We start from the raw sequence: 12,366 nt of genomic DNA on the forward strand, positions 1-12,366 counted from the left end.
GGGGCGACCGCCCGAGCGGTCGCCCCTCACGTCCGTCCTCGGATCGGTCAGCTCCAGACGTTGCCCTGGTTCTGCCCGCGCGCCCCCTGCTGCCCCATGCCGAACTGGGCGGCGACCCCCTGCCCGATCACCGCGTTCTGCGGCGGCAGCAGCTCGCTGGGCTGCACCAGCGCGAAACCGGAGCCCATGAAGCTCAGCTCCCAGCCCTCACCGGTGTTGCCGCGCCGGCGCCACACGCCGGAGGAATGCGTCTGAGCCTGCATCTGCACACGCAGCCCGGTCGACCAGGCCACGATCGCGTCGGCGTCGCAGTTGACGTACTTGTCGGGGGTGACCTGCATCAGCAGCGGCGCGCCCGAGGTCATCAGGGCGACCTTGCCGCGGCCGGTGATGTTGAGCTGGTACTTCCCGGAGCCGGAGATGCCGTAGAGGCTGTCGACGGCGATGACCTCGTGATGCAGCGACGAGTCCATGGCGAGGACGTAGGAGCTGTCGACGGTCAGCCCGTCCTGCTCGACGTCCATGACGTGCACGTGCTGGGCGAGGTTGGCGAGGTAGACGGTGCCCTGTCCGTGGCAGCGCATCAGGTCCAGGCCCTCGCCGGTGCGTGCACGCGCGCGTGCCTGGTTGTTGTTGCGGTACTCGGCGTCGAACTCGACCAGGCCCTGATAGGCCACCATGGTGCCCTTGCGGGCGAGGATGTCGTCGTGGCCCTCCAGGGTGACACGGAGCATCTGCTTGTTCTGCAGGCTCCAGCGCTCCTGGGTCTGCTGGTCGTTGTGGGCGAAAAGCGGGCTCTGCATGGTGTTCTGGCTCCCCCTCAGCCCCGGAACCGGAGACGGTCGGTGCTGTCCTCGCTGGGCTGGACGACGACGATGCCCTGGCCGGAGAAGGCCATCTGGTAGGCCTCTCCGCTGCCACGGCCGATCAGCGACTGCGCCTTGAAGCTGCGCTTGCCCTTGACCTTCAGGTTCGGCGACCAGGCGACGAGCGCGTCCGGGTCGACGTACGTCTCGTCCTCGCCGCCGCCGCAGTCGACGACGATCGGCTTGCCCCGGGAGGTCAGCGCGACCCAGCCCTGTCCGGAGATCTTCGTGTTCCACAGGCCCTGCCCGGCGAACTTCGCAAGCCCCTTGACGCGCTCCACGCCCCAGGTGAGATGGGCGTCGAAGGCGAGCAGATTGGTGGCGTTGACGGAGATGCCGTCGCCGTTGAGGTTGATGACGACGACGTTCGCGCCGTAGTCGGCGAGGTAGAGCAGGCCGTCGCCGGAGCACTTCATCAGCGGGGCGCCCTCGCCGGTGATCCAGTCGCGGGCGATCTGGCGGACGGCCGGCGGGTTGGGCTCGTACTGGATGAAACCCTCGTAGGCGACCATCGAGCCCACGCGCGCAAGGAGGTCGTTCCCGGTCTGCAGGGCGACCTTCAGCATGTGGTTGCCGTGGTTCTCCATGCGGGCGGTGACGGGTGCGGGGGCGTAGCCCGCGAGCGGCTGGTTCATGACGGGCTCCCTCAGACCTCGTACGGCTGGACGACGATGAAGTTGCCGGGAGCGCCCCGGAACTGGAGGTTGACGCTCTCGCCGGTGTCCCCGGGGTAGGCGTTGCGGCGCATCCGGACCTGGCTGGAGACGATCACCTGCGAGGCGGCCGACCAGGCGACGACGGCGTTGCAGTCGGCGAAGGTGGTCGGCGTGACCGGCAGCACCACGGGCGTGCCGTGCGTCTTGACGACGATCGTGCCGGTGCCCTGGAACTGCATGGTGAACAGCGCGCCGCCGGGGATGCCGTGGCCTTCGATGCGGCGGACCTCGTACTGCAGGCTCTCGTCGAAGGCGAGGACGTTCTCGGCGGACACGCAGATGGCGTCGCCCTGCAGTTCGACCGGGTGCAGGTGGGTGGAGTTCTCGGCGAGGAACACCTGGCCCTGGCCGGTGCAGCGCATCAGCTGCATCTCCTGGCCGGTGGCGTTGCCGACGATGCGCCCGGCGAACCCGGCGCCCTTGTAGCTGAAGTCGACCTTGCCCTGGTAGAGCACCATGCTGCCCTGCCGGGCCAGCACCGGCTGGCCGCCGATGCCGAGGTCGACGCGGACCAGCTTCTTGTTCTGCTGCGTCCAGCGCTGCCCGGTCGGCGTCTCCTTGAACGCCTGGAGCGCGGCCGTCACCCCGGCACCGCCCTGGGGCGCACCCTGCGGCACTCCGTAGGGGGCGGCCTGCTGACCGGGGACCTGGCCGTAGCCCGGCGGCATGGGCGGGGTCGGCTGACCGCCGTGGGGGGCCGGCTGCTGGCCGTAGCCCGGGGGCATCGGCGCGCCGGGCTGGCCACCGTACGACGGCTGCTGGGGCGGCTGGCCGTAGGGGGGCTGCTGAGGCTGCTGGCCGTAGGGCGCGGGTGCGGGGGCCGGGGGCGCGGCCGGCGGCGGGACGGTGCCGCCGGCGGGCGGCGCCATGGGCGCGATGACCGTGGGGGCGCCGTGCACGTTGGGCGCGGGCGCCGGGGGCGGGGTGTGGCCGGGCGGCGGGGCGAAGCCCTGCGGGGCCGGGGCGGGCTGCGGGGCCGGGGCGGGCGCGGGCGCGGGCGGAGCACCGAACGCGGGCGGTGCCGTGGCCTGGGCGGGCGGGGCGAAGCCGGGGGCCGCGCCGGTCTGCGGCTGGGGCTGCTGGGGTGCGGCGGGCGTCTCCTCCTCGGCCACCTCGCCGCCGAAGTTCTTCAGCAGCGCCTCCAGACCGCCGTCGAAGCCCTGGCCGACCGCGGCGAACCGCCACACGTCCTTGAAGTAGAAGTCACCGAGCATCACGGCCCGCTCGGTGGAGAACTCCGCGCCGTGGAACGAGTACCGGGCGACCTCTTCGCCGCCCGCGACGATCCGCAGGTAGCCGGGGGCGATCTGCGACATCTGCCCGGCCCCGTCGAGGGTCGCCGTGAAGGAGAGCTTCCGGATGTGCGCGGGGATCCGGTCGAGCGTGATCCGGAACGACTCCGTGTCACCCGCCTGGGCACCCAGCAGCTGGATGGACTCCTCCGGCGACTTCGGCTGGTTGAAGAAGACGAAGTACCGGTCGTCCGAGAGACGCTCGTCGGCGTCCAGACCGAAGCAGCTGATGTCGAAGGTCAGTCCGGGGGCGGAGATCTGCACGCCTACGTACAGATCCGTGCCCGCCGTGAGGTCACTGATCCTGGCCTTGTGGCCGCGTTGGAATTCCCTGGCCATGCGTTACGACCGTCCCCCATCCCGAATGTGAGTGCGTCGCGCCAGGCTAACGGCTGAGACCGGCATCGGCCCCAGCCGGTCGTCGTCGGTACAGACCCGGTACACAACCGCACCCGGCCGCTCACACGGCATGCTCAGGCGTCGCGCTCACCGCGCGCGCCGGGCACATGCGGCAACCGCTCGGCCGCGACGACCCCTTCGAGGTAGCCACGGGCCCGCTCGGTGCGCGGATAGGCCTCCAGCAGCCGCCAGAAGCCGGGCCCGTGCCCGGGGACCAGCAGATGCGCCAGCTCGTGGCAGAGCACGTAGTCGACGACGTACTCCGGCATCCCCTGCAGGCGGTGCGAGAGCCGGATGCTGCCCTCGGCCGGGGTGCACGAGCCCCAGCGGGTGTTCTGGTTGGTCACCCAGCGCACGGAGACGGGCCGGGCCCGGCCGTCGAAGTACTGGGCCGACAGCCGCTCGGCGCGCTCGGCCAGCTCGGCGTCGCCCAGCACCCGCTTGCTCTCCTGCGCAGCGAGTTTGTCGAGCATGAGGGTCACCCAGCGCTGCTCCTCCGCCTTCGACATCCGGGCGGGGATCAGAACGACGGTGCGATCGCCCTCGCGGTACGCGGAGACCGTCCGGCGGCGCCGGGCACTCCTGCGGACCTCGATCGCGCTCGCCCCCGAGCCGCTGGGCGGCTGGCTCGTCGTACTGCGCTGTGGCGTTCCGGCGCGGTGCAGTGGGTCGGCGGGCACGCCCCGACGTTACCCGGTGAGCGTGGGCAAAGTCCCGGCTCCTGGACGGTTCGCTGCCGAACCCCCGCCAAGTGTTTGATTCGTAGGACCGCTGCCCGGGTGCGCTTTGTACGGGTTCACCCGACTGACGAATGTTTGACATGTGCCCGATTTGTACGACGAATTCCTGTGCCTGTGGACAACTTTCTGCGCCCGGACGGCCGGGGCGGGCATGCTGGCAGGCATCGGCGGAGCACCACCGCTTGCGCCGGGAGGACGGACCGGCCCGGACGATCCGGGCGGTCGCAACCGATACGGGGGCCAGGCATGCATCCGGTGGTGAAACCCGCGCTGCGGCGCGGCTGGCGTGATCTCAACACGGTGCAGTTCGGGATGACCCCGGCGCACGCGCTGACACTGGGCCCGGTGGACACCGCGACAGGCAGCTTCCTGGAGCTGCTCGACGGCACCCGGGGGCTGCCGCTGCTGCGTGAGGAGGGCAGCCGCATGGACGTGCCGGCCGGCCAGGTCGACGCGCTGGTGGAGCGGCTGGCCGGTGCCGGGCTCGTCGACGACACGCGCGGTGGCGGGCCGGCCGCGGACGCGCTGCGGGACAAGACGGACGTCCTCGAACGGCTGCGCCCCGACCTCGCCGCCCTGTCCCTGACCACGCACGAACCGGGCGGCGCGCTGGCCCGCCTCGCCGCCCGGCGCGCCCTGCGCGTGCAGGTACGGGGCGCGGGCCGGGTCGGCGCCCTGCTGGCGTCGGTGCTGTCGGGTGCGGGTGTCGGCGAGGTCGACGTGCGCGACGTGGGGCGCGTGGAGCCGTGGGACGTGGCGCCGGGCGGACTGCCCGCCGACGCGCTCGGCACCCGCCGGGACGCGGCGGCGCGTGCCGCCGTCCGCCGCGCCGCGCCGGACCGCCCGCCGCGCCGCGCCCATACCCCGGGCTCCGGTGCCGAGGACCCCGGCCTCTCCCTCGTGATCCTCGCGCCCCGGGACGACGTCGCCGTACACGCCCCGGATCCGTTCACCGCCGAACCGCTCATGACCGCCGGCACACCCCATCTGTACGCCGGTGTGGTGGAGGGCACGGGCGTCGTGGGTCCCCTCGTGCTGCCCGGCGAGTCCGGCTGCGCCCGCTGTCTGCACGAGGACCGCACGGACCGGGACCCGGCCTGGCCGCGGCTGGTCGCCCAGTGGCGGTCCGGCCGGGCCCGCCGGGTCGGGGCCTGCGACCTCACCCTGGCCACGGCGGTCGCCGGCCTCGCCGCGGCACACGCCCTGGCCTTCCTCGACGGCGAGTCCCCGTCCAGCGCCGGAGCGCGCTGGGAGGTCTCCGTACCCGGCCTGAACTGGCGCGCCCGGCCGGTCTGGCCGCATCCCGCGTGCGGCTGCGGTGCGGCACAGCGAGCCGCGGAGAAGGCCGATGGGGAGGACTCGGCAACGGACGGGGAGCCACGCGAGACAATGGCGGTGCAACGGCCGTCGACGAAGCAAGGTCGCGAGCCAGGCGCGGCACGGCCGACTGGGACTTGGAGGGCGCATGTCTGATCTTCCCCGGAAGGCGGTCACCCGGACCGCCAAGCTCGCCGCGCTCCCGCTCGGCTTCGCCGGCCGGGCGACCTGGGGGCTGGGCAAGAGGATCGTGGGCGAGTCCGCGGAGATCGTCGGCCGCGAGCTGCAACAGCGCACGGCCGAGCAGTTGTTCAAGGTGCTCGGCGAGCTGAAGGGCGGTGCGATGAAGTTCGGGCAGGCCATGTCCGTCTTCGAATCGGCCCTGCCCGAGGAGATCGCCGGCCCCTACCGCGCGGCCCTGACCAAACTCCAGGACGCCGCCCCGCCGATGCCGACCCGCACCGTGCACGCGGTGCTGGAGCAGCGGCTGGGTTCGGACTGGCACGATCTGTTCGAGGAGTTCGAGGACAAGCCTGCCGCCGCGGCCTCGATCGGCCAGGTGCACCGGGCGGTGTGGCACGACGGCCGCGAGGTGGCGGTCAAGGTGCAGTACCCGGGCGCCGGCGAGGCCCTGCTGTCCGACCTGAGCCAACTGAGCCGATTCGCCCGGCTGTTGGGACCGCTCATCCCGGGCATGGACATCAAGCCGCTGATCGCGGAGCTGAAGGACCGCGTCTCCGAGGAACTGGACTACGGCCTGGAGGCCCAGGCCCAGACCGCGCACTCGCAGGAGTTCGCTCACGACCCGGACGTGGTCGTCCCGGCGGTGGTGCACCAGTGCGAGCAGGTGCTGGTGACCGAGTGGATCGACGGCATCCCGCTGTCCGAGATCATCTCGGACGGCACCCAGGAGCAGCGCGACCGGGCCGGCCAGCTCCTGGCCCGCTTCCTGTTCTCGGGCCCGGCCCGCACCGGCCTGCTGCACGCCGACCCGCACCCCGGCAACTTCCGTCTGCTGCCCGGCGGCCCGGCCGGGGAGGACGACTGGCGCCTCGGTGTCCTGGACTTCGGCACGGTCGACCGGCTCCCGGGGGGCCTGCCGGCCCCGATCGGCCTCTCCCTGCGGATGACGCTGGACGGCGACGCCGAGACGGTCTACGAGCTGTTGTGCGCCGAAGGGTTCGTGAAGGAGACCATAGAGCTGGACCCGGACGCGGTCCTGGACTACCTGCTGCCGATCATCGAGCCGGCCCGGGCGGATGCCTTCACCTTCACCCGCTCCTGGATGCGCAGCCAGGCCGCACGCATCGCCGACCCGCGCTCCCCCGCCTACCAGCTGGGCAAGCAGCTCAACCTGCCGCCGGCCTACCTGCTGATACACCGGGTGACATTGAGCACGATCGGAGTGCTGTGCCAGCTGGGCGCCACGGTGCGGCTGCGGGAGGAACTCGAGGAGTGGCTGCCGGGCTTCGTGACTGGACCGGCCGAGGAGGAGCCGGCAGCGGGAGCGTGATCACGGGCCCGGGGGGGGTCTCACCACCAGGCCGAGTCCAGCCGTCCCTCGATCGCCCGCAGGTTCTCCCGGGAGCAGGCGTCGCAGAAGTACTGACGGATGCCGTTCTCCACGGAGCAGGTCCAGGTGGCCGGCGGGGGGCCGTCGGCGGGAACGCCGCAGCGTGCGCACACGAGGGGGCGGCGCTCCGCGGTGGAGCCGCCTTGATCACATCCTCCGGGAAGACTCGTCACCCGGCGACGATAACCCTGCGCACCGCGGATCATGGTGCACAACGCACCGCGGGGACCGGTCCGTTCGGCCGGACCGGCCCCCGCGAGGATGCTTCGCCTCCCTGGGCCGGGAGGCCACCGCTTCTCAGGTGTGATCGTTACTGCATGACGGCCATGGCGAGCGCCCGGCGGGCGCGCAGCGAGGCACGCTCGGCCCGGCGCTGCATCCGCCGGGCGGTGGCCAGGCGCACGGCCCGCCGTTCTCGCGCGGCGTCATGGAGCCGCTCGTGCATATGCGCACGAGCCAGGGCTTCTTGCATGAGTTGCATTTCTCGGTTCCTGTTCTGACGCGCTTCGGTCGCGCCGGTGGTGGTGAAGTCTTGGGTCGCGGAGCCAGTGGGCTCGCTGGTGGACGGCTTCATCGGGGCCTGCTTCATGGGGTCGTGCGTGAGGGGGCGGTCGATCGTTCCTGCGGTGTTCATGCCGTGACCGGGTTCTTCCGCGGACGGCCACGCGGCCGCTTCCGGGCGACGACGACACCCTGGACGAACAGCTCGCCACCCCAGACACCCCAGGGCTCACGCCGCTCCTTGGCGCCGGCGAGGCAGGCCTCCATCAGCGGGCAGGTGCGGCAGAGGGACTTGGCGTACTCCACGTCCGCGGGCGACTCGGCGAAGAAGACCTCCGGGTCGTACGAGCGGCAGGGGACGGGTACGCCGAGGTTCTCGATGGCGTCGTCGAGCGCGGTGAGCGCAGTGAGGGGGGTCAAGGTGGAGTCCTCCGTGAGGCCGGGCGGGGGGATCGTTTGCGAAGGCGGTACGGACGGGGCGTGCGCTTCGAGTTGCACGGTTGGTCTTCCTCGTCTGGTCGTTCCGGCCTGTTGACCGGGTGTCGGCTGGTACCGGGTTCTTTTCTTGTCCCGAGGCCCCTTCGCTCCGTCGTCCCCGTTGGGGGCAAACAGAAGGGCCGCGGATCCCGGATGGGGTTCCGCGGCCCTGAAGGCGCCGGCCTGATTGATCAGGCTGGATCACTCCAGGGTTCTGGCCCACGGAAGGCCCACATCAGGTGGTGCTGCGTCGTCTGCTTCCGGAATCCGGCACCGGCCGCCGCAAGGGCATAGGCGTGTGCCTGTGCCTCTACCGCTTCCAGTGCCTTGGTCGGTCGCTCATTGCGCTCGCTGACAAGGCCCGCGAGGGCAACGGAGGACGCCGGACGGGCGGCACGAATGCCGGACAGACCGGTGCCCTGGTTCGAGGCGCCGAGCATGCACGTGGAGACGGTCGAGCGATCGGTCAGTTTGGCCGTGCTGATGGTGCTGATGTTCATGCTGATCACTGGACTCGCCTCCTCTCGGCGTCTTGGGGACTGGGGTGAGCCAGTCCGTTCGGTTGTGTAAGTACATCACGGAGCCGCAGCCTTCGAGAAGGCCGCTGCTTCCGTGCCTAGAACCTATGGGGATTGCCTGGGCATGCGCAAACTATTTTTTCGACGAGTTCGCATCAGTCGCTCACATCGCCCTCCGCAGGCTCCTGACCTGCACAGATGGCCAGAACATCGGCGCCGTAACTGCGGAGCTTCCGGTTGAGGACGCCAGGGATGCGGGAGAGTTCGGCGGAGTTCTCCGGGCGGGCTTCCGCGATGGCCATCAGCGTCCGGTCGGTGAAGACGCAGAAGTCCGGCTGCCCGCTGCGACCGGCCTGGACCGCCCGCCACTCGCGCAGCCGCTCGTAGAGCCCTTCGTCCATGTCGGAGGGGCAGTCCTCGCAGCGCATCAGCTTCATATCGCCCGCGTCGGTGAGCGTCCGGCCGCAGACCCGGCAGCGGGCCGGGGTGCGCTGAGTGCGACGGGGAACGGCGACGGTGCTCCCGACGGTCCCGCGCTCGACCCCTCCGACGGCACCCGCGCCGCTGTGGCCGACGGTCGGGGTGGTGCCGGGGCGCAGGCCGTCGAGGAAACGGCTCGGCCTGCGCCCCGGGCGTCCGCCGGGCGACCGGGACAGGGCCCAGGAGACATGGAGCCGTTCCCGCGCGCGGGTGACTCCGACGTAGAGGAGGCGGCGTTCCTCCTCGATCTGCTCGTCGGTCCTGGCGTAGGTGATGGGCAGCATGCCCTCGGCGACACCGACGAGGAAGACGACGTCCCACTCCAGGCCCTTGGCGGCGTGCAGGGAGGCGAGGGTTACGCCCTGGACCGTGGGGGCGTGCTGGGCGTTCGCCCGCTCGTCGAGCTCCGCCACGAAGTCGGCGAGCGTGGCCCCCGGTCTGGCGGCGGCGAGGTCGTGGGCGAGGTTCACCAGGGCGGCCAGGGACTCCCAGCGCTCTCTGACCGCTCCGGAGCCCGCCGGGGGCTCACTGGTCCAGCCCTCGCCGGAGAGGACGGCGCGCACCTGGGAGGGCAGATCCACGACGTCGTCCAGGAGGGAGTCGTTGCCGCCGAAGCGGGCCGCGCCACGCAGGGCGATGCCGGCCTTGCGGATCTCGGGCCGGTCGAAGAAGCGCTCTGCGCCGCGCAGCTGGTACGGGACACCGGCGTCGGCGAGGGCCTGCTCGTAGGTCTCCGACTGGGAGTTCGTGCGGAACAGGACGGCGATCTCGGCGGCCGGGACGCCCGCGTCGATCAGCTCGCGGATCCGGCGGGCGGCGCCCTCGGCCTCGGCGGGCTCGTCGGTGTACTCGGTGTAGACGGGTTCGGGCCCCGAGGAACGCTGGGAGACGAGTTCCAGCCGGTGGCCGGCGGCGCGGCCCTGAGCCTGAGCGAGCAGACCGTTGGCGAGGCGCACGACCTGGGGCGTGGAGCGGTAGTCACGGACCAGCTTCACGACGGTGGCGCTGGGATGCCGGGCGCGGAAATCGAGAAGGTGATCGGGCGTTGCTCCCGTGAACGAATAGATCGTCTGGCTGGCGTCGCCGACGACACACAGGTTGTCGCGCTCGCCGAGCCACAGGTCCAGCAGCCGCTGCTGCAGCGGGCTGACGTCCTGGTATTCGTCCACGACGAAGTGCTGGTACTGCGCACGGACCTGGTCGGCGATGTCGTGACGGTCCTGCAGGATGGCGACGGTCAGCAGCAGGACGTCCTCGAAGTCGATGACCGAGCGGTCGCGCTTGAGGTCCTCGTAGGCCGCGTAGAGGTGGGCGATCTCGGCCGGGTCGCGGGGAACCTCCCGGCCGGCCTTAGCAGCCGCATACGCATAGTCGGCGGGAATGGTCTGGGTGACCTTGGACCATTCGATCTCGGCCGTCACGTCCCGCAGCTCGTTCCGGTCGAGCCGGGTGCCCAGGGCGGCGGCCGCGTCGGCGACGAGCTGGATCTTGCGGTCGACGAGCCGGGGCATGGACCCACCGATCGCTTTCGGCCAGAAGTACTGGAGCTGGCGCAGGGCGGCGGAGTGGAAGGTGCGGGCCTGGACGCCCTGGGCCCCGAGCTGGCGCAGCCGGCCGCGCATCTCTCCGGCGGCTCGGTTGGTGAAGGTGACGGCGAGCACGCTGGACGACTGCAGGATGCCGGCACGCACCCCGTAGGCGATGCGATGGGTGATCGCCCGGGTCTTGCCCGTGCCCGCTCCGGCCAGGACGCACACCGGACCCTGCAGCGCGGTGGCCACCTCGCGCTGCTCGGGGTCGAGCCCTTCGAGCACCGCGTCGGCCGAGACCGGTACCTGCGGGAAGAGGGTGGAGTGCGTTGCTGCTGTCACACCGCCATGCTGCCAGGTCGCCCGGGACGGCTGCGCCGGTTGTCCACAGGGGGGTACTGATAGTCGTACCAATGCGGCAGGTGTCACACCGGGCGTGCACATCCCGGGGGGAATGGCGGGCCGGTGGCTTACGTTCTCTCCCTGGACGACCTTTCCGAGCTGCCTGAGGAGCGCGAGAGACATGCAGGGCACTGTGACGATGTACAGCACGACTTGGTGCGGCTACTGCCGGCGGCTGAAGAGCCAGCTGGACCGGGAAGGCATCGCCTACACCGAGATCAACATCGAGCAGGACCCGGAGTCGGCCGCCTTCGTGGAGAAGGCGAACGGCGGAAACCAGACCGTGCCGACCGTGCGCTTCGCCGACGGTTCCACACTGACGAACCCGTCGCTGGCCCAGGTCAAGCAGAAGCTCGCGGCGTAACGCTCCGAACTGCCGGACGGCGGCTCCCGGGCCCGCAGGGGACCCGGGAGCCGCCGTTCCGTGTCTGGTGCCGCGGCCGTCCGTGTCTGGTGCCGCGGCCGCGCCCGGGCCGATGTCCGCCCGGGCGCCGCACGGCTCAGACGAAGCTGCGCGTCGGCAGGGGCTTGCCGTACCACATCTCGATCAGCCGGGCCGCGATGGAGATGCCGTACGGCGGCAGCACCTCGCCGGACTCGAAGGCGGTGTGCAGCTCCTCGCGGGAGAACCAGCGGGCCTCGTGGATCTCGTCCCCGTCGACGTCGATGCCGGTGGACGTGGCACGGGCCATGAAGCCCAGCATCAGGCTGGACGGGAAGGGCCAGGGCTGGCTGGCGACGTACTCCACCGGTCCGACGGTGACGCCGACCTCCTCGCACACCTCGCGGCGCACCGCCTGCTCGATGGACTCGCCCGGCTCGACGAATCCCGCGAGCGTGGAGAAGCGGCCCTCGGGCCAGTGGACCTGCCGGCCGAGCAGGATGCGGTCGTCCTCGTCGGTCACGGCCATGATCACGGCCGGGTCCGTCCGCGGGTAGTGCTCGGCGCCGCATGCCTGGCAGCGCCGGATGTGGCCGGCGGCGGCGATGACCGTGCGCTCACCACAGCGGGAGCAGAAACGGTGGGTGCGCTGCCAGTTCTCCAGGCCGACCGCGTGCACCATGAGCCCGGCGTCGCGCGGCGACAGCAGCAGGCCGGCCTCGCGCAGGCCCGCCGGGCGCGCGGACTGGTCGATACGGCCGGGCAGCGCGTCCTTCTGGAGCGCGAAGTAGCTGACGCCGTCCTCGTCGATGCCCAGGAAGTAGCGGTGCGCCTCGGTGAGCGGGGCCTCGAACGAGGGGGTCATGACCAGTTCGGTCCGCCCGTCCGGGGTCTCGTCGATGAGTACCTGGCCGCCGGAGACCACGAAACACCGGGTCGTGGGGTGGCTCCACGCCGCCGCGAGCCAGGCCTCGTCCAGCCGGTGGTGGGCGGCGCGGTCGATGCCGCTCGGGGCGGTCAGCGAGATGGGTCGGTCGGCTGTGTGGTCGGTCCAGGTGGTCACGGGTGCTTCCAACTCCCCCAGTGCAGCGGATCTCTCGGCGGGTGGTTCGGCGGGACGTAGGGCGGGAGGGCACCGGTCCGGGCTCTGGCGGGGCGGGCGGTTCTCCAGTGT

General features: G+C 71.5%; 13 protein-coding genes. 3 read left to right on the forward strand and 10 right to left on the reverse strand.

The genetic code is table 11. The features are described 5' to 3' along the window. Positions 1-47 precede the first annotated feature (47 nt). The 4 genes from ACZ4SF_RS05965 to ACZ4SF_RS05980 all read right to left on the reverse strand — a co-directional run bounded on the left by ACZ4SF_RS05965 (position 48) and on the right by ACZ4SF_RS05980 (position 3,953). A complete protein-coding gene (locus tag ACZ4SF_RS05965; protein ID WP_468378812.1) occupies positions 48-803 on the reverse strand; it encodes an AIM24 family protein in 756 nt (251 codons plus the stop codon). A gap of 17 nt (positions 804-820) precedes the next feature. Beyond that, the gene (locus tag ACZ4SF_RS05970) at positions 821-1,501 is read right to left on the reverse strand and encodes an AIM24 family protein (protein WP_468378814.1); all 681 of its coding nucleotides are present in this window, start codon (positions 1,499-1,501) and stop codon (positions 821-823) included. 11 nt (positions 1,502-1,512) lie between these two features. After that, positions 1,513-3,213, reverse strand: coding sequence for a TerD family protein (locus ACZ4SF_RS05975; RefSeq protein ID WP_468378816.1), 1,701 nt, complete (start codon positions 3,211-3,213; stop codon positions 1,513-1,515). Between the two features lie 134 nt (positions 3,214-3,347). Then, positions 3,348-3,953: a M48 metallopeptidase family protein gene (locus ACZ4SF_RS05980; protein ID WP_468378819.1), complete on the reverse strand. Its 606-nt coding sequence runs from the start codon at positions 3,951-3,953 to the stop codon at positions 3,348-3,350. A gap of 306 nt (positions 3,954-4,259) precedes the next feature. Between ACZ4SF_RS05980 and ACZ4SF_RS05985 the strand changes: the two genes are divergently transcribed. After that, entirely contained in the window at positions 4,260-5,486 is a 1,227-nt protein-coding gene (locus ACZ4SF_RS05985) for a TOMM precursor leader peptide-binding protein (protein WP_468378821.1), read from the forward strand. Further along, positions 5,479-6,843 carry an ABC1 kinase family protein gene (locus ACZ4SF_RS05990; RefSeq protein ID WP_468378823.1) on the forward strand — a complete coding sequence of 455 codons (1,365 nt, stop codon included), beginning with the start codon at positions 5,479-5,481 and terminating at the stop codon, positions 6,841-6,843. Before ACZ4SF_RS05985 ends, ACZ4SF_RS05990 begins: the two co-directional genes overlap by 8 nt. A 20-nt stretch (positions 6,844-6,863) precedes the next feature. Here ACZ4SF_RS05990 and ACZ4SF_RS05995 read toward each other — a convergent pair whose 3' ends face one another. The 5 genes from ACZ4SF_RS05995 to ACZ4SF_RS06015 form a co-directional block, all read right to left on the reverse strand. Beyond that, positions 6,864-7,076, reverse strand: coding sequence for a hypothetical protein (locus ACZ4SF_RS05995; protein WP_468378825.1), 213 nt, complete (start codon positions 7,074-7,076; stop codon positions 6,864-6,866). A 137-nt stretch (positions 7,077-7,213) separates the two neighbouring features. Continuing rightward, the gene (locus ACZ4SF_RS06000; protein ID WP_468378826.1) at positions 7,214-7,537 is read right to left on the reverse strand and encodes a hypothetical protein; all 324 of its coding nucleotides are present in this window, start codon (positions 7,535-7,537) and stop codon (positions 7,214-7,216) included. Continuing rightward, on the reverse strand, positions 7,534-7,902 hold the full coding sequence (locus ACZ4SF_RS06005) for a WhiB family transcriptional regulator (protein ID WP_103817702.1): 369 nt from the start codon (positions 7,900-7,902) through the stop codon (positions 7,534-7,536). The genes ACZ4SF_RS06000 and ACZ4SF_RS06005 overlap by 4 nt, the downstream gene beginning before the upstream one ends. Positions 7,903-8,072: 170 nt before the next feature. Then, entirely contained in the window at positions 8,073-8,381 is a 309-nt protein-coding gene (locus tag ACZ4SF_RS06010) for a hypothetical protein (RefSeq protein ID WP_468380376.1), read from the reverse strand. A gap of 173 nt (positions 8,382-8,554) precedes the next feature. Then, a complete protein-coding gene (locus ACZ4SF_RS06015; protein WP_468380379.1) occupies positions 8,555-10,852 on the reverse strand; it encodes an ATP-dependent DNA helicase UvrD2 in 2,298 nt (765 codons plus the stop codon). A gap of 79 nt (positions 10,853-10,931) precedes the next feature. Here ACZ4SF_RS06015 and ACZ4SF_RS06020 point away from each other — a divergent pair, with 79 nt between their 5' ends. Further along, positions 10,932-11,174 (forward strand): mycoredoxin, encoded by a 243-nt coding sequence (locus tag ACZ4SF_RS06020; RefSeq protein WP_061924256.1) that lies wholly within the window; start codon positions 10,932-10,934, stop codon positions 11,172-11,174. 136 nt (positions 11,175-11,310) lie between these two features. Here the strand turns inward: ACZ4SF_RS06020 and nudC are convergent, their stop codons facing one another. Further along, positions 11,311-12,255, reverse strand: coding sequence for an NAD(+) diphosphatase (gene nudC, locus ACZ4SF_RS06025; RefSeq protein WP_468378830.1), 945 nt, complete (start codon positions 12,253-12,255; stop codon positions 11,311-11,313). Positions 12,256-12,366: the final 111 nt, after the last annotated feature.

Source organism: Streptomyces sp. NPDC027663 (assembly GCF_055566415.1).

Excerpts from the sequence above, each read along its gene's own strand:
- ACZ4SF_RS05965 (WP_468378812.1), bottom strand. The coding sequence starts at position 803 with ATGCAGAGCCCGCTTTTCGCCCACAACGACCAGCAGACCCAGGAGCGC.
- ACZ4SF_RS05970 (WP_468378814.1), bottom strand. The coding sequence starts at position 1,501 with ATGAACCAGCCGCTCGCGGGCTACGCCCCCGCACCCGTCACCGCCCGC.
- ACZ4SF_RS05975 (WP_468378816.1), bottom strand. The coding sequence starts at position 3,213 with ATGGCCAGGGAATTCCAACGCGGCCACAAGGCCAGGATCAGTGACCTC.
- ACZ4SF_RS05985 (WP_468378821.1), top strand. The coding sequence starts at position 4,260 with ATGCATCCGGTGGTGAAACCCGCGCTGCGGCGCGGCTGGCGTGATCTC.
- ACZ4SF_RS05990 (WP_468378823.1), top strand. The coding sequence starts at position 5,479 with ATGTCTGATCTTCCCCGGAAGGCGGTCACCCGGACCGCCAAGCTCGCC.
- ACZ4SF_RS06000 (WP_468378826.1), bottom strand. The coding sequence starts at position 7,537 with ATGAACACCGCAGGAACGATCGACCGCCCCCTCACGCACGACCCCATG.
- ACZ4SF_RS06010 (WP_468380376.1), bottom strand. The coding sequence starts at position 8,381 with ATGAACATCAGCACCATCAGCACGGCCAAACTGACCGATCGCTCGACC.
- ACZ4SF_RS06015 (WP_468380379.1), bottom strand. The coding sequence starts at position 10,852 with ATGTGCACGCCCGGTGTGACACCTGCCGCATTGGTACGACTATCAGTA.
- ACZ4SF_RS06020 (WP_061924256.1), top strand. The coding sequence starts at position 10,932 with ATGCAGGGCACTGTGACGATGTACAGCACGACTTGGTGCGGCTACTGC.